Origin of the sequence: Klebsiella sp. CB_Kp196, from assembly GCF_040061575.1 — a bacterium.
Classification (GTDB): domain Bacteria; phylum Pseudomonadota; class Gammaproteobacteria; order Enterobacterales; family Enterobacteriaceae; genus Klebsiella; species Klebsiella michiganensis.
On record NZ_JBEAFH010000080.1, the window covers coordinates 1 to 24843 of the forward strand.

Genomic DNA, 24843 nt, shown 5'->3' on the forward strand with positions numbered 1-24843 from the left:
CGGTTTTCCCGGCGCCGCAGGCGCGCGGTCTTTCGAGGCGCGGCCAGACGGGGACAGGTGCCCCGCCGGCTTAACGTGTCATCAGACGGTTATTCTGAGAATGGCGGTCGCTACCTGGGTATACGTGAATGTTCCCCGTGGCAACGGCTCCCAGACGTCCGCCAGGGACTCCAGCGCCTTTTGCTGACGCGGCCCGTCCAGACATATGCCCGTCAGAATCCCGCCAGGCTCAAGCAGAGTTAATGCCCGCCGGATATGCCGGATATCATCACCGCGATTAAACGGCGGATTCATGATAATTCGTGTATACCGGCGCTCCGGATGATATTCGAGAAAATCTCCGCACCAGATCCGGACCTCCGGGAAATGAGCCTGCAGGTGACGGGCTAACCCGGCGTGCAGCTCCACGGCGTCACACTTCGCCCGGGGGACTGCATCCCTGATCGCCTGCAGTATGGCGCCCGTTCCGGCACTGGGTTCCAGAATGCGATCGGTTTCCCGGACATCAGCCAGCTCAACTAACCGGCGACATTCCGGGGAGGGGGTGACAAAAAGTTGCGAGCTACCCCGAATTTCAGCGACAGGGGCGCGCCCTTCCAGTTTGACCCGCATCGCCTGAATACGGTGTTTAAGGTCATGATGCATGAATGTACTCCCTGACCTCCCCGGCAAGATGCCGGGGAGCCTTCCTGCTATTTTTTCGGAATTTCAACGGTTTTCATGTCTGTGATATACACATTCACGAGCGTACAACCGTGCGTCATGCACCGGCGGAAGCGGTAGGCGCCGTGTGTTTCGGTTTCTGCAGCACCCCGCACGCCTTTATAATCAGCGGGTAATTTCGCCCACTCGGCTTTTGTCATTTCCCGGAACCCTTCCCCCGGATAATTGACGATCGGTGGGCGCTTCGCCGCTTTCTTCGCGTCGCTGGCTTCCTCCGCTGTCGGGGCTTTGTAGTCCGTGATACGGTCGGGCGTGAGTTTCATCGTGCCGCTGTAGCCCAGAAAGCGATAACCGGGCGTTTCGACTGAACTCACCTCCCCCTTACTCCGGTTAACCCGGAGAATGGTTAACCATTCTCCCCGGCTCAGTACCTGCCCGCCTGGTTCAAATTCCTGTGTTCGGGTGACAACGCCACCGTTTTCATTGAGCATCGCGCGTTCGTAGGCCAGGCGGTTCTGGTAATGATTAACCCAGCGCTGTTGGTGGTTAATCGTGCGCTCATGACAGCGGATCGCAATATCACGCGCCTGTTCAAAAGTAATGATCTCCTCCGACAGGGCAGAATGGAGAGACATCGAGCCCTCATACTGGCTTTTCTCTGCCGGGCGGGGGTATTTGTCGAGCGTGAAGCAGGCATGAATATGATCATAATTACTGACCAGTAACGCCATTTTCAGATCGAGCGTCTGCGCACGCCACATCGTCATATACTTTTCAGACCGGGCAATGTGCTTTTGGGACTTGCGTAATTCCGCCTCGATTTTTTTGATACGGCGGTAACGCACATCCGGACGCTCCTTGTATTTTGCGTGCCGCAGAGAGGCCTGCGCGCGCTGTTCCCAGTATTCCGCACGCTCGAACAGCATCACGGCACGTTTCATGCCGCTCTCAATTTTCTGCGCATGCCGGCGCGCGCGGCGCTCGCTGTGGTGGCCTACCAGGATCGGCTGTCCCAGCGGGACAGCCGATGCCAGCGAATCAACATGCGCAAGCGCCTGCTCCGATTCAACCGCCCGCCGGTCACTGTAGTCACTGAACCGCCCGGCGCGCTGCTCCTGGCGATCAAACAGGGTGCTGTCCTCGTCCTCGATATCACCGGCGAGCGAAAGCAGGACATCCTCCCGCCCCGGCGTCCAGGCTGGCGCCACAAAGAGTTTCTGTTTGGGCGCCCAGCGAAAGCCTGCTTTGTTGATCAGGGAATACGTTTCTTCATCGAGCCGTAATGATGCGTAAAGTCGCAATTTATTATCATCGGGTGAATAGGTTGCCCGGTAAGTCTGGCTGACGGTATTTTCCGTCATGATCTGTGCGGTAGTCGGTGTCATTGTGTTTTCTCCTTCCTGCAGTTGCCGCCCCTCGCGGGGCGGCTCACCTCATCAGTTAAATGCGCGTTTCAGTTCCAGCGTGCGGAGTACCTGCCCGAGGGCGGTATTTTTCATCGCGGGGATGTGGACACCGCGCCCTTTGCGGTGACTTCTGGCGATATGACGCCCGAAAGCTCTGAGAGCGGGATCAATCTCCGGTGCGGTGATATCTGCGCGCAGAATGCGCGAATGACGACGGGGCTTTACAGCGCCTGCGGAAGGTGAAAAAATAGAAACGATCATAAAGTTGACTCCTTATGGTAGTTAACGAAGCCGGAAAAACCGTTCGTGCGATTTTTACGGCGTGGGAGAAGCAGGGTTTACCCTGCTTTTTTCATACCTGCGGTTTGCTTCCCGCCTCTTCTTCCTCCTTCTGAACCTGATCGGTAATGTCTTCCGGTGCGCCCAGAAACCAGCCTTTGACGGGTTCACAGCGTTCAATAAACGCTTTTATCGCCCGTTTTCCGGTCGTGGCCTGCACCCGGGTAAACATCGGCAGATTGCCGCTGGCATTGCTTCCCAGAAATGCGATCCGATACGTTCGCAATGAAGGATCCTGCATTTTTCTTTTTCCCGATTTTTAAAGAACATCACCCGTTGAGTTGCCGGGGCCGCGGTTTTGACTTTGTGCGGGGACCTGCTGAACCTGCCCCCTGGTATTAACTTCACCCGTTTGAGAGCCGTTCGCCGCAAGGGCGTAAACGAGCACGGGCGACGGCAGCTGTCCAGGGCGCGGTTTACCGCGTGCCATTTACCCTGGACGGATGATGGCGACTGTGCTTGTCTCAGCCCCGGCGAATGGACTCAAACGGGTGATACGGCGCCAGGGGGAAGGAGCAGGCACCCGCCGCAACGACGAAGAGCGCGGGCGCGAAACGGCGTTGCCCTGCAGAGTGCCGGCAGCTTTATCGCCGGCACGGTGAAAGCGGCGCGGCCGGAACGGTCGCAGCAAGCGCTGCCGTTGACCTTGACTTCAGACATCAGACACTAGCCGCCAGGCCCGAAACCGCGTAGCGGGTTCGGCGGAGTTTACCGCGTCTTTTCGCGGTTAGCGGAGTGTGGCTCGACGACTGGACAGCGCAGCTGGCCGGGAGCCGAAGGTGTCCAGTGCGGGTGTGCTTTTAAAGCCTTTAAGGGTTAAAAAGAGACATCACAGCAGGAAGAAGAAGAGAAAGCAGACAGACAGCAGGGAGCAAGCCGGAAACGTAAAGATGCAGGCTGGAGAGAATATGTTTTTCATGCCGCCGGAAAGAAGCCATGATAAACCGGCGGCATACCAGACGGGGCGTCAGGAACGGAGCTTATTTTCCTTCCTGAACTGCGCAACGCTATACCAGATTGAAGCCAGGAAAGCGAAAACGGTGATCAGGACACGAAATTCGTCACCCGGCTCTTTCCCCTTCAGCATCAGCGTTATGATGATGCCGGCAACGATAATCCACGCAATACCACTCCAGAGGCGCAGCTTATCCGCCACGACATTAATCAGAACAAAAGCAACGGCCAGGATAGCCCCCCACAGAGCCGGAACAGGCTGAAACGGAATAAAAAACAGGTTAATACCGGTTAAAAGCGTCACGGCAGCAAACATCAGAGACATACGCACAGATTACCCTCCCTGGACACACTGAGTAAGAAAATCAATTCTGCTGATCATCGCCCGGTTTATTATATTCGGGTGCATTTGCGCGCGGCAGCTGCTGACTGTTCAGTCGATGTACGCGGAACCGTTCATGGAAATATTCGCGCAGGTGTTCAGGCTGTTCCCGTTCAACAAGTTCCGGCATGACGGGCTTGTTCATGCGCTCCTGCCAGGCAACATCAGCAGCCACCCTATCGACGGCAACTTTGTCCTGCTCCTCCTTTGAAAAAGAGGCAATATTCCACTGCGACATACGCAAAATCAGCAAAAGAAGAAAAGGTACGCAGATATTACGCTCTTAATCCTTAACTGGCGACCTGTTGAGGTGAGGCCAGTACGCAGCGCCGCAGGTGTGGCGAACCGCCTCACTGGCAGGCGAAGCCTGCCAGGATTTTCGCGCGGCCGCACCGATCTGCGAAGCCGGGTAAGCTCCTCACAGATCGTGCCGTCTCTGACCTTAAACGGGGCGTCGGGCGCCCCGATATAGTATCAGTCCAGAGCCGCGTAAATAGCAGCGCATTCGTCATGAGAGTCAATGAAATTCCACAGCTGCGATTCCCGCAGCATCAGGTGGCGTGTCAGGGCAGCATCACCGCGTTCATGGTGCAGCCAGATACGGCGGTTGATCGCCAGCGCCGTAATGATAACTCCGGCCGCATCCGCGCTGACGGACCGATCAAACCAGTTATCCGGGTTAGTCAGATGGAAACGGTCACCGTCAGGCATCATGTAGCCGCCGCCCTCCGGAATACGGATGAAATGCCAGAAGCCTCCGCAGTAATCGGTGATGTGTTTCTCAGCGAGCGCATAGACCTGCATCTCTCCGGCCAGAAAATCGTTACCAAACAGATCCGGCAGGAACGAGAGACGGTCGGACTCCTCTACATTCAGCATGGTTTGACGGGCATGATACATAGCAACCTCCACAGGTTCATAAGATTGCGGCACCGGGTTGTGCCGTGCCGACACGACAGCCCGGCGGAAAGCGGAAGATGCAAGGGCGACACCGGAGGCCGCAGCGCAGATAAAGCACGAAGCTGGTCTGGACGGTTTTAGAGCGAACCTGAGCGAGAAAACGACGGGAAGAACGGCGAGCTTCCTAAAAAAACTGCGACCGGGCGAGGATGGCGGCGCCAGCGAACCCTTGCATCTGCAGCGGCCGGGCTAAAGTGAAGGCACGGCACTACCCGAAGCGATGCAGGAGATACAACATGAGGTCCCCTGTCGCGGTTTACGAGCGCAGGGAGAAAAGCAGAAGCTGGCATCGCGACGCGATGGCTGCGTATAAAGGCCGCAGACCGGAGGGAGGGGGCCGGACAAAGCGGAGCCGGCGGCAAAGACAAGCCGGCGACGTCCTTATCCGGTGTTGATGGCATGGCGCCAGTTTATCAGCTGCCCGTCACCAGGCGGCCCGGGAGACCTCTCGTTCTGAGCTTATCGGCGATCTGGTTTATCACTGGCCACGGAGATACCAATGTACATACCGCTTCCCCAGATAATCTGAGAGAGCACAAATAGCCACTGAGGGACGTCAACAATCAACAGCGGAAGAAGAGCAACCGTCACGATTAAAATCAGGCGGCTACCGAATTGCCGGCGCACCGGTTCAGCGGCGTCAACCGGGACGCCTGCATATCGCAGAACCTGCCTTAAACCCGTATTCATAATCACTCCACTCAGAATAAATGCACTGTACGTCAGTATATTACATTTTATTAGATAACGATTCTCCGGACTGGCAGCGATCCTTCTGAAATTTCCCTGTTTTTGCAGGAACAGCAAATGGTTACAGACAACGGCAACAAGATGACTTGAAAAAAAACGGCCTCCGCAAAATAATGTCGCGGTAGGGATACCCGTTACCGGGTACCCCCCGCACAGATCCCGGCGTGCGCTATTCACGCACCGGGCTCCTGCCTTGGGTGTCTGGCGGTGAACCGCTCCACAGGCCATGGATGCAGAACCCGAACCTTCGGCAGCCATACGGCTGCCAGTCTGTTTGCTTTCGTCCATGTCGTATCATCCTGCTGGCTCCTGCGCCTCAGCGCCCGTCGCCAGAGGTCTGTTACGTATATCCTGAACTTCCGCATCATGGGATAGTTGCCCGGGACTGAGTGGTAGTTCAGGTATCCCTGAACCACTCTCCTGAGCCATTTTCCCTGTTCGGGGATTGAGTAATGCCAGCGCTTTCGTAGTCCGTCCTTGATCGCTTTCAGTGTCGCCGTCATCCTGCCCCGGCGTGTCTTTCGTATCAGCATGAACCTGCCACTACGATCTTTCCCACTGATATGCGTGAACCCGAGGAAGTTGAACGTTTCTGGTTTACCTTTTCCCCTGCTGGCGCGGTTTTCGGCTGCGAAGCGGCCGAACTCCGTCAGTCGGGTTTTCTTCGGATGTACCGTGAGTCCGAACTCCTTCAGTCTGCGCTGCATGGCTATACGAAAGCATTGAGCGTCGATTCGCTTGTCGAACCCGATGACTATGTCATCTGCGTATCTGACCATGACCACATTGCCTGTGGCATGGCGGCGTCGCCACTGATGCGCCCACAGATCGAAGACATAGTGGAGGTAGATGTTTGCCAGCAGCGGCGAGATAACCGCACCCTGTGGGGTGCCTTCCTCCGATGCCCGCCATTCTCCTTCCTCCGATGCCCGCCATTCTCCTTCCTCTGAGGTCCCGGCTGTGAGCCACTTTCGTATGAGCCTGATTACCCTCTGGTCGCCGATTCTGTGTTCTATGAACCTGATTAGCCATTCATGGCTTACCTTGTCGAAGAACTGACTGATATCGGCATCCAGTACCCAGTTTACATTGGTCCGAACCAGCCCTGTGGCCAGTGCGTCCAGCGCATTGTGCTGGCTTCGCCCGGGTCTGAACCCGTATGAAAACCCCATAAAGTCATTTTCGTAGACTGCATTCAGGATCTTAACCAGCGCATACTGGACGATTTTGTCCTCCAGTGAGGCGATGCCGAGCGGGCGCTGTTTTCCATCCGCTTTCGGGATGTAGTGCCGCCTGCCGGGCTGAGCCCTGTAACTACCCTGATGAAGCCTCCGGTGCAGATCTGCTATGTTGACCTTCAGGTTTTCGGCGTAGTCCTTCCACCTGACACCATCAACTCCGGCAGCCGCTTTCCTGCTCAGGGAGAGGAATGCGTTCTCCAGTGCCTCTGCTGTCAGGAGGTGGAACAATGCGGTAAACCGTTCTTTCTTCCGCTGCTTCGCAGCTTCCCGCACGCGTGACAGCCTCTGTGACATACTTTCCCGGCTCTGCGTCCGGCGCATGTGTGGCTGTTCCGCGTTTCCCTTGGCCCCGCTCCTTCGCTCCACTGACTCCGCTCCTTGCGGATTGTTCGCCAGATTCGCAGCTACTATGAGCGAGTCCGACTTCTCCTCTCCGTACATCACCGGCTTCGGCTCCTCGCCTTCCCGGTGCGGGCCATCTCCGGCACTGGCAGATGGTCAGAGGGGAGATCTCCCGGTTCCCGCGTAAAGATCGTATTGACATGCCAGGGTCTCAGACCCCGCCGGGTCCATATGGCACTCGCAGTAACGCACCCTATGATGTTGCCTTCCGTAAACAGTACAACGTCGGCACCCGGGAATTTAATATACATTTCGTGGCTCAATGGCTGGCCTGTCAACACCCCTGTCAACGCTTCGCCCCATACCTCACGGTATACAACGCATGACTCGGGGACCCTGTGGATTGCTGGTCCTTCAATGGTCGGGGACTTTCACCCCTTGATCTTTACCGGTCTCCCGGCGCACACTGTATATATATACAGCCTTAAGCGAGGGAAAAAACGATGAAGTTCATTCCTGCAGTATCAGAAGCCAGCATAGTAAAAATTCCTTTGTTCACAGAGCGATGCCCTGCGGGTTTTCCGTCACCGGCAGCAGACTACACTGAGTCTGAACTGGATCTGAATGAGTACTGCATTCACCGGCGCCACTCCACCTATTTTGTCAGGGCGATTGGCAACTCAATGACTGATATTGGCCTCTATTCCGGCGATCTGTTGGTCGTGGATAAAGCAGAACAGCCGCGGCACGGGGATATTGTTATCGCGGAAATTGAGGGTGAATTTACGGTAAAACGCCTGCTTCTGACGCCGCGGCCAGCCCTGCAGGCGATGAACCCGGACTTCCCTTCCCTGTACCCGGATCCGGAAACGCTGCAAATTTTCGGCGTGGTGACAGCCTTCATTCATAAAACCCGGAGGGCAGACTGATGTTCGCCCTGGCTGACGTCAACTCCTTCTACGCCAGTTGCGAGAAGGTTTTCAGGCCGGATTTGCGCGGCAAACCTGTCGTCGTTCTCAGTAACAACGATGGCTGCGTTATTGCCCGGAGTGCTGAAGCCAAACTGCTGGGTATAAAGATGGGAACCCCCTGGTTCCAGCTCAAAGAGGCGCAGTTTCCTGAAAAATTGTACGTTTTTTCCAGCAACTACGAGCTCTACGCGAGCCTGAGTAACCGTGTGGTCGCCCTGCTGGAAGAGCTGTCGCCCCGCGTCGAACAATACTCAATTGACGAATGTTTCCTGGATGCCCGGGGAATTGGCCACTGTATGGATCTGGAGGATTTTGGCAGGCAGCTGCGTGGGCATGTTCTCAGTGGAACCGGACTGACGATCGGTGTCGGCTTCGGCGCCACAAAAACACTGGCCAAATCGGCGCAGTGGGCGTCAAAGGAATGGCCACAATTCAGGGGGGTGCTGGCGCTGTCGCCCGATAATCCACGCAGAACGGCAAAATTACTCAGCCTGCAGCCGGTGGAAGAAATCTGGGGCGTGGGGAACCGGATAGCGAAAAAGCTGCACGTTATGGGGATCACCACCGCCCTACAGCTGTCGCTGACGAACCCTACATTTATCCGGAAAAACTTCAACGTAGTGCTGGAGCGCACGGTACGTGAGCTGAACGGCGAGAGTTGCATTTCACTGGAGGAAGCGCCGCCGCCGAAACAGCAGATTGTCTGCAGTCGCAGCTTCGGGCAGCGGATCACCACCTACGAAGAAATGCGCCAGGCCGTCTGCCAGTATGCCGAGCGCGCGGCGGAAAAGTTGCGCGGTGAGCGACAGTACTGCCGGCATATCAGCACCTTCATCAAGACATCCCCTTTTGCGGTTAATGAGCCGTATTACGGTAACGTGGCCACGGAAAAACTGCACACCCCTACCCGTGACACCCGGGACATTATCGCGGCTGCGGTCAGGTCTCTGGACAGGATCTGGCTCGATGGCCACCGCTACGCAAAAGCGGGGATAATGCTCAATGATTTCAGTCCGAACGGCGTCGCGCAGCTGAATCTGTTCGATGACGTGCAGCCACGGCCGCACAGCGATGCGCTGATGAAGGTACTCGACGGCATTAATCATTCCGGACTCGGGAAAGTCTGGTTTGCCGGACGGGGTATTGCGCCGGACTGGCAGATGAAACGGGAGATGCTGTCACCGGCATATACCACCCGCTGGAAGGAGCTGCCGGTTGCCCGTTTCTGACCGTCGAAATGACAGACGGGACTTGCCGCAAGAGCTTACTTTACCGATCATACAGATGACTTGTCTCAGGGGGGGACCATGACAAATATCATTCTGTGTGATGTGACTGCCAGCATCAGCGAACTTAAAAACGATCCGGTGGCCACCGCCAGTGCCGGCGGCGGCTACCCGGTCGCGATTATTGACCGCAACCGCCCTGTTTTTTATTGTGTGCCCGCGGCTCTGTATGAACAAATGCTCGATGAGCTGGACGAAAAAGACCTAGTGCAAATGATAACAGAACGTCAAAACCAGCCGCTGCGTGAAGTGGATCTCAATCAGTATCTGTGATGTGCTCCGGTGCGAGGAGCAAGGAATGTATTAAGCCTATGTTACCCACTCGATGATCAATGCTGTCTTAAAACACTATAAAATCAATAAAATAGAATTATATCTGCATGTCGATACCATACAAAATACCATGGTAAGAAAACTTGGAGACTGTACTGATCGTGTCGCCCGACGCAAAACGCTTTTAGACTGACAACTTGCACACCACAAAGGATATTCATCCAAAAGCAGTTATTCAAAGAAGTCAACGCCCTGGGTTGGATCTTCCGCTTGCCTCCACCAGACTTACATCATCACGAAGCAATGTCACCATCGCTTCATGATGTGCTGTTATCTGCTGATCGTCCCAGTTTGTATTTCGGGTGATTTCCGCCATTCTCTTGAGCTTGGGACTTTGAAGTTCAATTGTATCCTTGAAGTTTTCGGCCTTTGCTCTGGGGAGGCTATTGCTGAATTTTGAGTTCGCGCTGACGCTTACGAGCGCGAGGTTGCCAAGCAGGTTAAGGCTAGAACCTGAAACAACCGCGCCCGACTGTTCTTTGTCAGGATGCTGTGGATAGAAGTGCTCAATGGAAGTTCTGAACTGAAATTTGAAATCTCGTTTTGAGGAGTCACTCAACAGAAGATAGTCGAGATACGAAAAGACGATACGGCTGATACCAAACCCTTGTGGTTGCTGATCTTTCTCAAAGGAGAATGTCTCTTTAACCTTGCTGCGGGCATATCCCTTCAACAAATCGGCAAGATCCGCATGTTTCACGTCTCGAGGGGCTTTAACGGAGAGCCAGCGAAGAACTTTGGTAATCCAGTGCATCGTTCGCGGAGAAGTGTAGGTAATCCGAAGCATGGACTGAAGCAGCAATACATCTCGGGTATGTGGGTCAGCACTCCCGTCCTCCTCTAAGCTTCCATTGCTGGCCGAGAAAACATGGATGTACGTCGGGGTTGGCTTCTTGTCCCCGCCTCCTTTTTTCAGTCGCTGGAGAGACCAATCGCCATCGTCACCGATGTTTGCCGTGAATTGACGCTTCAAGATGAAGCCATCGAAGAGGTTGCGGCACTTGAGAAGCATAAATGCAAAACTACGCACCCAATCGGCTTTAGCATCGGGTACATTATTTACGGCGTCGTCAAATGACTTGATGAGGCGCTTGTCGTCAAGCAGGCCTTCGTCTTCGACCTCATCGCCTTTCATAATTCTTAGAACGTGTAGCAGAAAGGCCGGAAACTCAATAGTCGAACGAAACCGCTCGTTGCCCTCGTCTTCAGTGGAATTTGACTCGAGCTCTTTAGCGTATTTTGACAACGCCTCATCCAAGGACAACGATACCCCTTCGGAGGATTGCCTTGATGAATTGATGCCGGATTGCGGACGACTTTCCATTAGCGAAGAGAAGCTGGTCACCTCCAGCCAGGACCATTCATCACCAAATACTTTGTTTCGCAAACTTGTGTCACCACGGGTCAGAGACATCTGGACATAAGAATCCATGTCAGCACAGGAATCCCAAACCCACGCAAAGCATTCGCGTTCATATTGATTGGGCAGTTTGCTCATCAGGCGAGCCTTAACAATATCAACCTGCTTGAGTTGCTGCCCACGAGTGTTCATGATCTCGAAGTAGCGATTGAGGTCGGTATTGGGTGGCAGCGAGGCACGGACGACAGTCACCTTCGTTAGCAAGAAATCGGAGAATTTTTCGCGTGAGCGATTAAGGTTTTCATTTTGTTTGAAGAACTGATTGATGATGCTGTAGCCTTCATGAATGCCAGCATCTGCATTACTCGTGGAGCCCTGCGGTCGAACGTGCTCCTTAGCCGCCTCCTGTGCTACTCGCAGCAGGGCCTCAGTTGCCCGTGCGCGCGACTCATATTGCAAGTGGCCTGCATGGCCAACCGACGGCTTCTCACCCTCACCGTCTTGCTCCAGGAAGGTAAGAAGCAGATAGAGGGTTGTAAGTCGTTGTTGTCCATCTATGACCTCGAACTCATCCTCTCTACCCCGCTTGATTACAACAAGGTTCCCAAGAAAATAGTTGTCCTGGCCCCCTACCACCGAGTCTTGAATATCGCTAATAAGTTGCTCAATCTGTTCGGCCCGCCAAGCATAGTTCCGTTGATAAATAGGAATCAGATAATTGTCAGTGAATAACTTGCCTACTGTTAACAGTTCAGGTTTCAACTCCTTCTTGCTCATTGCAGCCCCTTGATAAAAGCAACGAGTTCCTTTTCGTGGTTATCGCTGTATGGCTTACTTGTTATTGGAAGTTTGCGGACAACACTTCCAGTCATCGCATTACGTAGCAAAACAAAAGGCGATTTATTTGCATCGTTTTTACCTCGCGCTCGGTTGTCAGCAGATACAAATTGCACACGAAGTAACTCGACCCGCAAGGCATATGCCCATGCGAATAACCTATTTCGCACTTCATCTACATCTTCATCGCCAAACTTGTTTGTATAGCAAAGCAGCGCGGCAATGAACAATTCGTACACGTAGCGGTAGCGACTTTGAGATGGGCCAAAGTTTTTGAAACCTCTGTCAATAACCTCTTGTTCCAGTATCTTCAATTCGTCAAGCATGAATGTCACCATCTCGAAAAATGAGCGTCCTGCGATTATCGGGGCATCAAGCTGAAAGCGGCTGCGCCCGGCGTTTCGTGCATCATGTGTAGAGGATACCGACCATGCACTTAGAAGTGGCATAGCGGCTTGTGCTGCAAGGTGATATCGCAGATTTGGCGAAAATGACCTGTGGGATCGTGATGAAATGCCCTTGAACATGCCGATGTCCCGAATAGTAAATTCGAGCGAGCTTTCGCCTCGTGACCACTTGGATATCCGGTATAAAAAAGTAGAAAAAAGCCTGTCCAGATCCTCATCGTTTACGGCTTCCCAAGCCTCAACGACAGCCACTTTCATAGCAGCGGACTCATCGTGCATTTCGCGCAGGTGGTGTGCTTTGAGCAAGTCGTGAGGGGCAAGCGGTTTGCCGCGATAGTTCTGGGAATCAAAGACACGAAATGCCTCATCAATATCGTCCGTCACAATACGCACCAACTGACATTTGTGACAGATAAAATCCAAAAACTCTTTTTTATCTTCCAACTGCGACAGGCGCCTTTGAAGCTCTATCCAAACTAGGGAGACAGGAGTGTCGCTGTTACCAGACATCGAAATTTGATGATTTATCGGATCTAAGGCCGCAAGAATCATTCGCAAAGTCAGCAGGCGCTGCTGCCCGTCGACTACATTGAGATACTCACCATCATCGTGAAGAATGATTGCACCCAAAACATAGGGAATATCTTTTCGTTCGGTATCTCGAAGAGCTTCGCTGATATCATCCACCAGTTGTAGAGCAGTCGATACATCCCAACTGTATGGGCGTTGATAGTTCGGTATCCGAAGGCCTTGCTTGAGTAGTTCATCCACGGTGACTGCACTAACACCGTTCTCTCCGTTAATCGCCATTCCTATGTCCCTTCATTGACGCTTTTCTATTTTCTCAGCGTATTTTCCGCAAACTTTATTCACCTATATGGATACTTCGATTCCGAGTGGCGGCTGTCTTGTTCACAATTTCTATCACGAGGTGCTCCTCTGGCGCATATTTAACGATCTGGGGCAAGGGTCGAGAGAGCGGTTCTGATCAAAGCGAGCATCGATGGCATCAGCACAGCGCTGCAATGCACCCGGTTGTCGATACCATGGCATTTGCTGATACGGTCACATGGTATTTGCTATATCTTCGATTCAGCGTCGGCCTTAAACCATAAAAAATGCCATTGATAATGCAGTCATATCATCAATGGCACTCACTAAATCAAATAAAACAATAGGCTAAATAATAGCCTCACTCCCACTCTATTATCAACTGCCTATATATCATATTAATTTACTTAGATTAAATATCAAATAAAATATCAATGCCATGACTAATGCCATATCTAAAAAATATGAACACAGGGTACATCTCCTGCTTATCTCACGCAGCCTAGAAACAGCATTACGATCCGATAAGCTGGCTCATAGCAAGACAGTACCCTCGGGTCGGGGTCTACTTCGCCGTGTAGTAGGGCGTTTCGCATAGCGTAGATCGTTTCAATCAATCCCGACAATAGCTCTTCAGGGGAGCACTGAAACTCCATCGCCCCGACTTGCAGGCGATCGGCTCCACCACGCAGTAGGTCGCGCCTCGGGCGCGGGTTGCAGCCGTCATAGAGCTGCCGCAGCGTCGTTTGCTGGGCTTTAGAGAGGTTCGCAGTAAAGTCTGCATGGCCATAGATCGTGTTCGGCTCATAATGCACCTGAACGTGCTGGAATTTCACGTTTCCATTGCGAACTGAGGTGACGGTGATCTGGATGTTTCCGCCCGCGATCTTCGGTGATGCTGCCAACTTACTGATTTAGTGTATGATGGTGTTTTTGAGGTGCTCCAGTGGCTTCTGTTTCTATCAGCTGTCCCTCCTGTTCAGCTACTGACGGGGTGGTGCGTAACGGCAAAAGCACCGCCGGACATCAGCGCTATCTCTGCTCTCACTGCCGTAAAACATGGCAACTGCAGTTCACTTACACCGCTTCTCAACCCGGTACGCACCAGAAAATCATTGATATGGCCATGAATGGTGTTGGATGCCGGGCAACCGCCCGCATTATGGGCGTTGGCCTCAACACGATTTTACGTCACTTAAAAAACTCAGGCCGCAGTCGGTAACCTCGCGCATACAGCCGGGCAGTGACGTCATCGTCTGCGCGGAAATGGACGAACAGTGGGGCTATGTCGGGGCTAAATCGCGCCAGCGCTGGCTGTTTTACGCGTATGACAGGCTCCGGAAGACGGTTTGCGCACGTATTCGGTGAACGCACTATGCCGACGCTGGGGCGTTTTATGAGCCTGCTGTCACCCTTTGACGTGGTGATATGGATGACGGATGGCTGGCCGCTGTATGAATCCCGCCTGAAGGGAAAGCTGCACGTAATCAGCAAGCGATATACGCAGCGAATTGAGCGGCATAACCTGAATCTGAGGCAGCACCTGGCACGGCTGGGACGGAAGTCGCTGTCGTTCTCAAAATCGGTGGAGCTGCATGACAAAGTCATCGGGCATTATCTGAACATAAAACACTATCAATAAGTTGGAGTCATTACCCTCAGAACCATTGTTAAAGCGGTACTGGGTAGATTTGAAGTCAATATCAGACCCCTCACTCTTATAACGCAGCATATTTAACAATTTGTCCATTTCAGTTCTCTTGACCTGCCCCCAGGATTAGATACAACCGTCAGTTAGTAAGGTCGGTTTGTTTACCTTCACATTTTACATTTCGCCACCGTGCTGCAAACTCTGATGGCGTCTGATAATTCAGTGCTGAATGTGGACGACACTCGTTATAATCCTGCCGCCAGTCATTAATGATTTTCCTTGCGTGAACGATATCGCTGAACCAGTGCTCATTCAGGCATTCATCGCGAAATCGTCCGTTAAAGCTCTCAATAAATCCGTTCTGCGTTGGCTTCCCGGCTGGATTAAGCGCAACTCAACACCATGCTCAAAGGCCCATTGATCCAGTGCACGGCAAGTGAACTCCGGCCCCTGGTCAGTTCTTATCGTCGCCGGATAGCCTCGAAACAGTGCAATGCTGTCCAGAATACGCGAGACCTGAACGCCTGAAATCCCAAAGGCAACAGTGACCGTCAGGCATTCCTTTGTGAAATCATCGACGCAGGTAAGACACTTGATCCTGCGACCGGTGGAAAGTGCGTCCATGACGAAATCCATCGACCAGGTCAGATTGGGCGCCGCCGGACGGAGCAGCGGCAGACGTTCTGTTGCCAGCACTTTACGACGTCTTCTGCGTTTTACGCCCAGGCCACTGAGGTGATAAAGCCGGTACACGCGCTTATGATTAACATGAAGCCCTTCACGGCGCAGCAACTGCCAAATACGACGGTAGCCAAAACGCCTGCGCTCCAGTGCCAGCTCAGTGATGCGCCCTGATAAATGCGCATCAGCAGCCGGACGGTGAGCCTCATAGCGGCAGGTCGACAGGGATAAACCTGTAAGCCTGCAGGCACGACGTTGCGACATACCGGTCGCATCACACATCAGCATCACGGCTTCCCGCTTCTGGTCTGTCGTCAGTACTTTCGCCCAAGAGCCACCTGAAGCGCCTCCTTATCCAGCATGGCTTCGGCAAGCAGCTTCTTGAGTCTGGCGTTCTCTTCCTCAAGCGACTTCAGGCGCTTAACTTCAGGCACCTCCATACCGCCATACTTCTTACGCCAGGTGTAAAACGTGGCATCGGAAATGGCATGCTTGCGGCAGAGTTCACGGGCGGGTACCCCAGCTTCGGCTTCGCGGAGAATACTGATGATCTGTTCGTCGGAAAAACGCTTCTTCATGGGGATGTCCTCATGTGGCTTATGAAGACATTACTAACATCGGGGTGTACTAATCAACGGGGAGCAGGTCACGAGCTATATATTGGCAATGTGAGAGTCAAGAGGCTGGATTTACATCATAAGTCTTTCAAGAAGCTACCCACATGTATATCCCCGTCACTGTGGATAAACAATCTATTGAGTCTTATTCATCTGCATAACCTGTGATAAGTAATGTCTCTGAAATCCCCAGATCATACAGTGTGACGAAATGCATGATGTGGCTATGCTGATGACGGAATGATGTTATTCACCCTGGGTTGTGAAAATAGCCTGGATTGGTTACTTGCCGGACGAAGGTCTGAACAGCGCGTAGCGGCAGCAATTGACCTTTAAAAACTGGAGGAGATTAAACCGAATACACTGCGAAATTTGACAAATTGTACTCAGTATACTCGGCTCTAATCCCGATCCATTACTATTCAATCGCCAGATATTTCAGTTCTGCTGCAAGATTATTCCGCTCTTCGTGATGCAATCATGTCAAAAATCAGTTCGTCATTGACATCAATGCAACCATGGTCCCAGGCTGATAACCTGACCAACGATGCAGGTGGGACCGTGGTCCCAGGCTGGAAACCTAAACAATGATGCAGGTGGGACCGTGGTCCCAGGCAGCTAAGCTGACCGACGACGCAGGTGGGACCGTGGTCCCAGAAAGATAACCTGACCGACGATGCAGGTGGGACCGTGGTCCCAGGCAGCTAAGCTGACCGACGATGCAGGTGGGACCGTGGTCCCAGAAAGATAACCTGACCGACGATGCAGGTGGGACCGTGGTCCCAGAAAGATAACCTGACCGACGACGCAGGTGGGACCGTGGTCCCAGGCAGCTAAGCTGACCGACGACGCAGGTGGGACCGTGGTCCCAGAAAGATAACCTGACCGACGATGCAGGTGGGACCGTGGTCTCAGAGAGAATATTTAGGCCAGTTATGTTTTCTGGCCTGTGAGAAAGGAAATGAAGTAAAGGGAGATAACCGTAGACTAAAGCGTGTCCGCATCAGACTCCTGGTTTCTCAAGCTCCTTAAGAATGGCTTCTATTTTCTCTATACACTCCACAGGAATGCGGGACCTATCCAGATTAAGCACCATTTTATCGCCCTTATACAATGCTGTTGCCCCTGGAGCAAACTGATGACGTGAGCTCAGATTAACCCTTGGAGAGGGAGATTGTTTCAGTACGGATGTTAAAAGACTAATGACCTCTTCAGCTTCAAAGATTAGTCCCGCTTTCTTCTGATCGTGGAGAGTCTCAGCCTGCTGCTTCAGTAATTCTTCTTTATCTGCAAAAGCCTTCTGAAGGGCTTCACCTGACCGGGCAGACAGTTCTCCAGGATGTGCAAACAGGGCAACAACGGATTTAGGCAGTTTGGCCGTATTAATACAGCGGGTAATGATCTTACGAGAGATGTTTTCCGCATCGGCAAGCGCAGAAATATTTCCTGCAAACTCATTCTGCAGCCGGCTTGTATAACGCAGGCCACGTTCATAAGCACTCGTCGGCCGATAATCGTTACCCAGTCGGGACAATGCAGCCATCTGCTCATCGTCCAGTTCACCAACCAGAACGCGATAATCACTTTCCGTCAGGATTGCGGCTTTACGGCGACGGCTGCCGTCTGCAATTTCTATGACATCAGAAACCCGGCGGCCGAAAGCTGGAGTCTGCTGACCGGTCAGTAAAAATGAAGGAATGAGATCATCCAGAGCATCTTCGGTAAGTAGTTCCTGATCGCGCTCATTGCCTGACCATACGCGTGAAGCGCTCTCAACAGAGTCTCCCCGGAGCACCTCAAGGGTAAATTTTACTTCCCGTCCACATACCGGAAGAGAGATAGCATTACCTCGGGCCATAGCACCCACGCGCGCAATTAATGAATCCACCATAGGTGCGGCTGGCGCCGGTGATGAAGTATCTTCAGTCGATTGAGTATGTGTGGTATGTCTTGGAATGACAGGAGCACGCTTCATTATCTAATCTCCCAGCGTGGTTTAATCAGACGATCAAAAATCTCATTGCAAACAGGTTCCCATATAGAGAGGGCATTACGCCAGGCGCCAGTTGAAGAACGTTGATCAATAGCCTGTTCAAAAACGGTTCTCATACGGATCTGACCTTTACCGACTTCATCCGTTTCGCGCACAACATTTTTAAGGACCATGCTTCCCCAGGCATCCCGAATTTGTTCTTCCATCCACGGGGACTGCGAGCCGTTATTATTACTGTATTTAGTAAGCAGAATACGGACATCTGGCTCAAAGCCTTTAAGATCCACGTTCTTAAGCAGGTCACGCAGCATATCGAAAAACTGCAGTGCGGAGGTGTAGTCGAAAAGCTCTGCCGGAGTAGGGACAATCAGTACATCAGCAGCGCATACAACATTTATCGTACCGATACCAAGGTTGGGTGCACTGTCGATAACTATCACGTCATAATCATGAGCGATAGTTTCAATGGCCAGACGGAGCATCAGGTGCGGGTCAGCAGGTAATTTGCCTTCGTCAAATTTCCCCATCAGCTCGGTTTCAATGCGGTGCAGTGCCAGACAGGACGGGATGATATCAAGGCCAGGCCAGCAGGTGGGCTTTATAGCGTAGCTGGCGTCATCCTTTTCCCCAAGATAAAAGGGCAGGAGAGTGTCCTCAGCATGAATATGAAGATCGGGCACCCATCCGTGATACATAGAAGCAGTTCCCTGTGGGTCATTGCCTTCAACAAGCAGAACACGGAGTCCTTTCAGAGCAAGATCCTGAGCCAGGTGAACGGATACTGAGGTTTTGTAAACACCACCTTTGTGAGCAGCAACACCAATCACCGGCGGAAACGCATCTTCAGCACGGCGCAGTCGTGTACCAAATACATCCCGCATGTGATTGATTTGCTCGATGGTATAACCAACGCGTTGCTCAACTCTCCCACGGGTTTCCATATCAGGGTGCGGCAGCCGGCCAGCTTTCTCGGCATCCCTGATAGCCTGAGATGACACGCCAACTAAATCAGCTGCTTCACCAATCCTCCAGCGCCGGGTTATTTTCCGGGCTTCCGGACTGTCATCATTAAACTGCGCAATGGCGATTGCTTTCGTCATTTCATGACCAGCACTTATGCACTGGTTGAGTGTATCCATGAGTCCCATACTGAACATCCTTTAATCTTCACTTTGCATTATTTTATTAAATCTTGGAATTTATTGCAAAGCAACAATAAAAACGCAAAGTGCACGAAAAAGTGCAAAGTGAACCGCATTGGGTGATGCAAAGAACGCAGGGGATTACAAAAGAGTACATACCGCAGTCAATATTAATCACTGCCGCTCGCCGCAGTAAGCGATCTCACGGAGTGAGAAAGCGGCGAGGAAGCGGAAAATCACAGAATTCACAGATTGCACGTACGTCGGGTTGCTAAAGATGGCTCTGGATAAGCCAGTTATAATGAAATTGACTGCGGTATGTAATATATTGACTATGGTATGATGCTTACCGCATCTGTGTCGAGAAAGAGGAAAGACGACTCAGCATACCGCAGTCAATGTTTCATTGTTGTACCTGTAGATCTCAATCTTCCAGAGCGTATTCAGGAAAATCAGGCCAGGGTTCTGGATATCTGGTATGGCGCTTCCGGCCTTGTATCTGGGTTATTCATGGTCTCGATCCAATAATTGATCCCAAGGAGATCATAGTGAGATCCAAAAGAGATCCCCGGATCGCTCCAGCATGCGCTGTAACTGGCTTTAACGTCTGTCTGGATCGACTGCGGAATGTAAAATGTTGACTGTTATATGCATAATCTAATACTGTGATATGCAACGGTATTTACAGAGGTATGTATATCCGTTGACTGCGATACGTATTACTACATCCTTTTGTGGATAACCGTTGAGGATCAAGATGACGAGCGAAAATAACAGCTTACTTCTGAACCTTCAGGAAGTTGATAAGACAACCGGCGAAGTTGTTAAGCTGGATGTCAACAGCACCAGTACCGTGCAGCCAGTAGCGCTCATGAGACTCGGTCTCTTCGTCCCAACTCTGAAATCAACAGGGAAGAGCAAGGCGAACCGGAAAAACGTTACAGACGCGACTGAGGAGCTTGTACAGCTGTCCATTGCCAAAAGCGAAGGGTACACTGACGTTAAGATCACCGGTTCGCGTCTTGATATGGACACGGATTTTAAAGTCTGGCTGGGGATAATTCGCTCCATGTCGGAGTATGGGGTAAAAAGTGACACCCTGGAACTGTCGTTCGTCGAATTCGTTAAGATGTGCGGATTTGACTCCCGTCGTTCAAACAAAAAAATGCGCGATCGCATCAGTAATTCCCTGTTTAAACTCGCCTCGGTTACGTTGAAGTTCCAGAGCGAGACCAAAGGATGGACCACCCATCTGGTGCAGTCAGCCTATTATGACATCAACGAGGATATCGTTGAGATCAAGGCTGAACCTAAGCTGTTTGAGCTTTACCACATGGACAGAAGGGTACTGCTGCGGCTGAAAGCCATTGACGCCCTGCAGCGCAAGGAATCAGCCCAGGCGCTTTATACCTACATCGAAAGTCTTCCCCAGAATCCTGCACCTATTTCCATGAAACGGATGCGTGAGCGGCTGAATCTCACCTCAAATGTCTATACGCAGAACCACACGGTGCGTAAGGCGATGGAGCAGCTGCGGGATATTGGTTATCTGGATTACACCGAGTTTAAACGTGGCCGAGCCACCTATTTCAGCGTGCATTATCGCAACCCCAAACTCATCAGTGGCCCTGTGAAGGTTCCGCGCAATGAGGAAGAAGAGAAGGCGCCAGAGCAAAATTATGACGAAGTCATTAAGGCGCTGAAGGCTGCGGGCATCGATCCTCTTAAACTGGCTGAAGCCCTCTCAGCGATGAAGCCAGAAAATTGACTGCGATATGCATATCATGACTGCCGTATGCCGCTAAGGACATTCCATTGACTGTGATATGCATCACGCATACCGCAGTCAATATTTATTCTCTATCATGTCTGCCCGGATCGAACAATATTGACTGTAATATGTGATTTCGGGTCTTGATACGCAGATATTGACTACGGCATGCGGGTTTAACGGGGGTATTCCCTGGTCTGTTCACTATTTCATGGGTGATAACATGCCACAGTCAATTTTTCAGTAAAGCTCTATACCCCTTACGAAGATCTCAATCGGATGCTGAGACGGTCATGTTACCTGATGGTATCCGTTCCCCTGTGTACTGCAGATTTAGCCCGGCAGGATGAGACTGCAGCTGTTTGTATAACCCGGCGCCAGCTTCACGCTGCTAAATGCGATCAGGAAACGGGAGCCGGATGGCAGAAAAATGTGGGCCACAGATGGTCAATGACTGTCGCAGTTAACGGGATGATTCGCTGAGCTTTCAGGAAATAACGCACCGTGGGATGCACGGCCAGAATGCCTGCATTGTGCCCTGTCTTGTCTGCGGTATGTTGATGCCTGCAGGATTGCAGGTCACCGGGTAAGACCACGGCGGTTCAGTCATCAGCATGATGGACTGGTGTGCTGGAGCAGGGAGGGGGCTGAATGCGCTCTGCTCCTGTATTCCGTATTAGCGGAATACAGGACGTCATGCCAGGCGTGCCAATCTCAGCCGGCCGGGGGCAGGGAGCGAAGGATCTCCGCGGCATCGCGACCGTCACCGGTAAAGGGAACGGCCAGGGTGGCAGCCATGTCCAGCGCAAATACCCGGGTATAGACTTCCATCGAGCGCGGATCCTTATGCCCGGCCAGTGCCTGGATGACCTTCCTGGGCTGCCGGTGATAAAGCATGTGCATAATATAGCTGTGACGGAAAGTATGCGGCGTCACGGGGATCGAAAAATGCACGCCGTCAGCTTCAGCCCGCTTCACCGCCTGTTTCAGCCAGTTGCGCATTGTCTCATCCGTGACCGGCCATAACGGCTCACGCCGGCGGGGGCGGGTGGTGACCATCCAGCTTTCCATCTGACGCACAAAACTGGCATCCGTCAGCGGCACCAGTCGCACTTCATCTTTTGGTGGCCGCCCGCGCCGCGCGCGCACTTTCTCCGACAGCACCCTAACAAACGGGCGCAGACCATCCAGGTCGAACGATTCCGGGGTGAGCGTCCGGGCTTCACCGATACGGATCCCGGTATTCCACATGGTGGCGAACAACATGTGGTGACGCTGGTCAGGCATATACCAGAGGAGGGCGCTCACTTCCGGCGCCAGGAGGTAAGCCGGCGTGGCACCTGTTGAGGTGGCCATCCGCCGGAGTGCCACCGCGGTCGCAAAATCAACGCCCGGGGCGATCGGCAGCAGGGAGACGCGTTCTGGTGAATTCTGCAGGGGAATGATGCTGTTCATGAGTTATTTTTCACGTAGCGCACGCACTGTTTATGGATACAGGTATTTTGCACCTGACGGGCCGATCCTGCCATGACAATAAATCGCAGCGCGCGGATCCTTTTGTTGTCTTATCCCGCATTATTGCGGGTAAAACCAAATACGTAAAGGATCCTTTTTCTGCTCAGATCCTCCATGAAGCCAGTAATGACGCGGGTTGATGGCTGTTTTACGGTTTTTGGGAGAATTGGAGTAATGCCAGGATGTACATGTTAGGCAGGAAACAGAAGAGAAGAGAGCGCTACGCGATTTCCGGCCTGGTACACCCCTGTAACCTTGCGGGATTTCGCGTAACGCTTTCATAAGTTTACAACAGAAGAGAAAAGATAATTGCTGAAAAATGAAGTCCGTAAGTTAAATAAAAAATCATGATCCGTCCGGCACTATGTACTTAGCTGTCGTTTAGGTCTTAGGTGTTTTTGCTAAATTACGATGGTATCCCTTGTAAGAGTAATCTGGCTTGTCCTGCACATCTTCAGGTGACAATTCAGTGCAATTTCAGGGATTAATCCTTTTGTCGTCTGCAGAATCTCTCTATAAACGGGCTGTTTGTTGGTTCGCCAGAAGGAAAAAATTTAGCGTCGCGCAGATTCAGGCTGTGTTGAACTTTTCTGTTCTGTATCAACAGTTCCTGTCTTAAGCTGATACAATATACCCTCAGTAGAAAATATTGGATAAGGAAACTATGTACCTTCCTGGACAATTTTCTTGAACCTTTCATGCCGTCTCGTCTTGTTCAGATTCAGAACTGCCATACGTTTCTTCAGCCACTGGTTTTCATAAGAAACCATGAAGATCAAGCATTAATGTCTTTACATTTATTTGAACAGATGCGCTTTAATTGTGCCACAAAAAATAAGTCATTGTAAGTTATGGCGATTTTTAATATACAAATCATTATGCATTCTGAATACATGGAAGTGTATAATGAGCGCTTCAGGTCACAGATGATTAGATGTAACAGTTCACTATTCATCATGATTTATTGGAAACTTGTTAAGTTTTATATGATTATGAGATATTGGGATTATTGAGTTCCAGGACAATTCTGATAAGATAGCGATAACCAACACTACCCTGCAATAACCACTCAAGATGAAAATTATGACAAACCATAAAGAAGAGAACAGGTTATTATCATTATATTCTATGGGGATCCTTGATACAAAATATGAAGAACGATTTGACAGATTGACGAGGATTGCCACCAAACTCTTTGATGTACCAATAGCACTTGTTTCATTAATTGATAGAGACAGGCAATGGTTTAAGTCATGTTATGGGCTGAAGATAAAAGAGACAGATAGAAGTGATTCATTTTGTACAATAGCAGTAGATCTTAGTGAACCATTAATAGTGCCCGATGCAAGCCTTGATCCAAGATTCAAAGAAAATAAATTAGTTAAAAATGATCCTTATATCCGGTTTTATGCAGGGCATCCCGTAAGACTGCCAGATGGTGAGATAGCTGGAACAATATGTATTATTGATACAGAACCAAGAGTATTAACCAGAGATGACTTCTTATTGCTTAAAGATTTAGCAGAAATCGTAGAGGATGAGTTTAGAATAATAAACGAAGCAACTACTGATCCTTTGACAGGTATATGTAACCGGCGTTCTTTCGCCCTAATGACGGATGAATCGTTAAGAAAAGCCAAAAAAAAGAAAAAAACATTCTGTGTTCTGATCATAGATCTCGATAATTTTAAACCAATCAATGATAACTTCGGTCATTCAGAAGGTAATGAAGTACTTTGCAATTTTGCAGATATGCTGGAAGATCTTAGTAGTTCAAAAAGCGTTGTTGCAAGATTAGGAGGTGATGAATTTGGTGTTCTATTACCCGAGTCAACCTATAAAGAAGCAGAAGAATTCCTTCATAAATTGAGGGCCGGGATTACCAGCTACAATCTTAATTCTCAAAAAAAATACAACATAGATTTTTCTGCAGGGATTATTGAATATGATGAGGAAATTCATACTGAATGCTCTGCTATCATGCAGGATGCAGACGAAAGAATGTATGAAATTAAAAAGGGAAAACGATAGTATATGAAAAAATAGGACATACAGCCCTATTTTTTTTGGCCCCTCAAAAAATCAATCAGTTGATCACCTGACAAAGGCTTCGAATAATAATAACCTTGAAATTCATCGCAATTCATATTTTTTAGCAATTCAAACTGTTCATTATTTTCCACACCTTCTGCGACTATACCTAAACTGAAAGCTTTTCCAAGAGACACTATGCTTCTTACAATAGATAAGTCCCGTGCAACGTGGGCAATACCACTAATGAATGTTCTGTCTAACTTAATCGCATCAAATGGAAATTCTCTTAGATAGTTGAGAGAGGAATATCCAGTCCCAAAATGGCTTTGTTGAATAAATCGAACTTTTGCTGAGTTGAAGGATCAGATCACGTATCT

General features: G+C 51.0%; 21 protein-coding genes and 2 pseudogenes. 7 read left to right on the top strand and 16 right to left on the bottom strand.

The window, feature by feature from the left end; translation table 11 throughout:
* Positions 1–81: 81 nt before the first annotated feature.
* The 9 genes from ABLU87_RS26395 to ltrA all read right to left on the bottom strand — a co-directional run bounded on the left by ABLU87_RS26395 (position 82) and on the right by ltrA (position 7139).
* Positions 82–645, bottom strand: coding sequence for a methyltransferase (locus tag ABLU87_RS26395; RefSeq protein ID WP_004182054.1), 564 nt, complete (start codon positions 643–645; stop codon positions 82–84).
* Positions 646–692: 47 nt separating this feature from the next.
* On the bottom strand, positions 693–2048 hold the full coding sequence (locus ABLU87_RS26400; RefSeq protein ID WP_004182052.1) for a DUF3560 domain-containing protein: 1356 nt from the start codon (positions 2046–2048) through the stop codon (positions 693–695).
* Between the two features lie 51 nt (positions 2049–2099).
* Positions 2100–2330 (bottom strand): hypothetical protein, encoded by a 231-nt coding sequence (locus ABLU87_RS26405; RefSeq protein WP_001568051.1) that lies wholly within the window; start codon positions 2328–2330, stop codon positions 2100–2102.
* A 91-nt stretch (positions 2331–2421) separates the two neighbouring features.
* Positions 2422–2649 (bottom strand): hypothetical protein, encoded by a 228-nt coding sequence (locus ABLU87_RS26410; protein WP_004182050.1) that lies wholly within the window; start codon positions 2647–2649, stop codon positions 2422–2424.
* A 726-nt stretch (positions 2650–3375) separates the two neighbouring features.
* Entirely contained in the window at positions 3376–3693 is a 318-nt protein-coding gene (locus ABLU87_RS26415) for a hypothetical protein (RefSeq protein WP_004118473.1), read from the bottom strand.
* Positions 3694–3727: 34 nt separating this feature from the next.
* A complete protein-coding gene (locus tag ABLU87_RS26420) occupies positions 3728–3982 on the bottom strand; it encodes a DNA polymerase III subunit theta (RefSeq protein WP_023157779.1) in 255 nt (84 codons plus the stop codon).
* A 236-nt stretch (positions 3983–4218) separates the two neighbouring features.
* A complete protein-coding gene (locus ABLU87_RS26425) occupies positions 4219–4644 on the bottom strand; it encodes an antirestriction protein (protein ID WP_004118478.1) in 426 nt (141 codons plus the stop codon).
* A 519-nt stretch (positions 4645–5163) separates the two neighbouring features.
* Positions 5164–5394, bottom strand: coding sequence for a hypothetical protein (locus tag ABLU87_RS26430; protein WP_004118481.1), 231 nt, complete (start codon positions 5392–5394; stop codon positions 5164–5166).
* Between the two features lie 233 nt (positions 5395–5627).
* Positions 5628–7139, bottom strand: a complete 1512-nt coding sequence (ltrA, locus tag ABLU87_RS26435; protein WP_160553108.1) for a group II intron reverse transcriptase/maturase — start codon at positions 7137–7139, stop codon at positions 5628–5630.
* 401 nt (positions 7140–7540) lie between these two features.
* Between ltrA and umuD the strand changes: the two genes are divergently transcribed.
* The 3 genes from umuD to ABLU87_RS26450 all read left to right on the top strand — a co-directional run bounded on the left by umuD (position 7541) and on the right by ABLU87_RS26450 (position 9567).
* Positions 7541–7966, top strand: a complete 426-nt coding sequence (gene umuD / locus ABLU87_RS26440; RefSeq protein ID WP_004182047.1) for a translesion error-prone DNA polymerase V autoproteolytic subunit — start codon at positions 7541–7543, stop codon at positions 7964–7966.
* Complete coding sequence (locus tag ABLU87_RS26445; RefSeq protein WP_023157784.1) at positions 7966–9237, top strand: Y-family DNA polymerase; 1272 nt, start codon at positions 7966–7968, stop codon at positions 9235–9237. Before umuD ends, ABLU87_RS26445 begins: the two co-directional genes overlap by 1 nt.
* Positions 9238–9315: 78 nt before the next feature.
* Complete coding sequence (locus ABLU87_RS26450; RefSeq protein ID WP_004182043.1) at positions 9316–9567, top strand: hypothetical protein; 252 nt, start codon at positions 9316–9318, stop codon at positions 9565–9567.
* 244 nt (positions 9568–9811) lie between these two features.
* Here ABLU87_RS26450 and ABLU87_RS26455 read toward each other — a convergent pair whose 3' ends face one another.
* Positions 9812–11764: a DUF262 domain-containing protein gene (locus ABLU87_RS26455; RefSeq protein ID WP_000037308.1), complete on the bottom strand. Its 1953-nt coding sequence runs from the start codon at positions 11762–11764 to the stop codon at positions 9812–9814.
* Positions 11761–13041, bottom strand: coding sequence for a DUF262 domain-containing protein (locus tag ABLU87_RS26460; protein ID WP_004182042.1), 1281 nt, complete (start codon positions 13039–13041; stop codon positions 11761–11763). The genes ABLU87_RS26455 and ABLU87_RS26460 overlap by 4 nt, the downstream gene beginning before the upstream one ends.
* A 967-nt stretch (positions 13042–14008) precedes the next feature.
* On the opposite strand from ABLU87_RS26460, the gene ABLU87_RS26465 reads away from it, so the two are divergent.
* Together ABLU87_RS26465 and ABLU87_RS26470 are read left to right on the top strand one after the other, a co-directional pair.
* Positions 14009–14284 (top strand): IS1-like element transposase, encoded by a 276-nt coding sequence (locus ABLU87_RS26465; protein ID WP_000179213.1) that lies wholly within the window; start codon positions 14009–14011, stop codon positions 14282–14284.
* 44 nt (positions 14285–14328) lie between these two features.
* A pseudogene (locus tag ABLU87_RS26470) lies at positions 14329–14704 on the top strand (IS1 family transposase).
* Between the two features lie 148 nt (positions 14705–14852).
* Here ABLU87_RS26470 and ABLU87_RS26475 read toward each other — a convergent pair.
* The 3 genes and pseudogenes from ABLU87_RS26475 to sopA all read right to left on the bottom strand — a co-directional run bounded on the left by ABLU87_RS26475 (position 14853) and on the right by sopA (position 19152).
* Positions 14853–15972 (bottom strand): annotated as a pseudogene (locus ABLU87_RS26475) (IS3 family transposase).
* Between the two features lie 1042 nt (positions 15973–17014).
* The gene (locus tag ABLU87_RS26480) at positions 17015–17986 is read right to left on the bottom strand and encodes a ParB/RepB/Spo0J family plasmid partition protein (RefSeq protein WP_004182039.1); all 972 of its coding nucleotides are present in this window, start codon (positions 17984–17986) and stop codon (positions 17015–17017) included.
* The gene (gene sopA, locus ABLU87_RS26485; RefSeq protein ID WP_004182032.1) at positions 17986–19152 is read right to left on the bottom strand and encodes a plasmid-partitioning protein SopA; all 1167 of its coding nucleotides are present in this window, start codon (positions 19150–19152) and stop codon (positions 17986–17988) included. Before sopA ends, ABLU87_RS26480 begins: the two co-directional genes overlap by 1 nt.
* 751 nt (positions 19153–19903) lie before the next feature.
* On the opposite strand from sopA, the gene ABLU87_RS26490 reads away from it, so the two are divergent.
* Positions 19904–20914 carry a RepB family plasmid replication initiator protein gene (locus ABLU87_RS26490; RefSeq protein ID WP_004182030.1) on the top strand — a complete coding sequence of 337 codons (1011 nt, stop codon included), beginning with the start codon at positions 19904–19906 and terminating at the stop codon, positions 20912–20914.
* 717 nt (positions 20915–21631) lie between these two features.
* On the opposite strand, the gene ABLU87_RS26495 is transcribed toward ABLU87_RS26490, so the two are convergent.
* Positions 21632–22372, bottom strand: a complete 741-nt coding sequence (locus ABLU87_RS26495; RefSeq protein ID WP_001515717.1) for a tyrosine-type recombinase/integrase — start codon at positions 22370–22372, stop codon at positions 21632–21634.
* A 1143-nt stretch (positions 22373–23515) separates the two neighbouring features.
* Between ABLU87_RS26495 and ABLU87_RS26500 the strand changes: the two genes are divergently transcribed.
* On the top strand, positions 23516–24463 hold the full coding sequence (locus ABLU87_RS26500) for a sensor domain-containing diguanylate cyclase (RefSeq protein WP_004182028.1): 948 nt from the start codon (positions 23516–23518) through the stop codon (positions 24461–24463).
* 26 nt (positions 24464–24489) lie between these two features.
* On the opposite strand, the gene ABLU87_RS26505 is transcribed toward ABLU87_RS26500, so the two are convergent.
* On the bottom strand, positions 24490–24801 hold the full coding sequence (locus ABLU87_RS26505; protein WP_071527918.1) for an EAL domain-containing protein: 312 nt from the start codon (positions 24799–24801) through the stop codon (positions 24490–24492).
* Between the last annotated feature and the right edge of the window lie 42 nt (positions 24802–24843).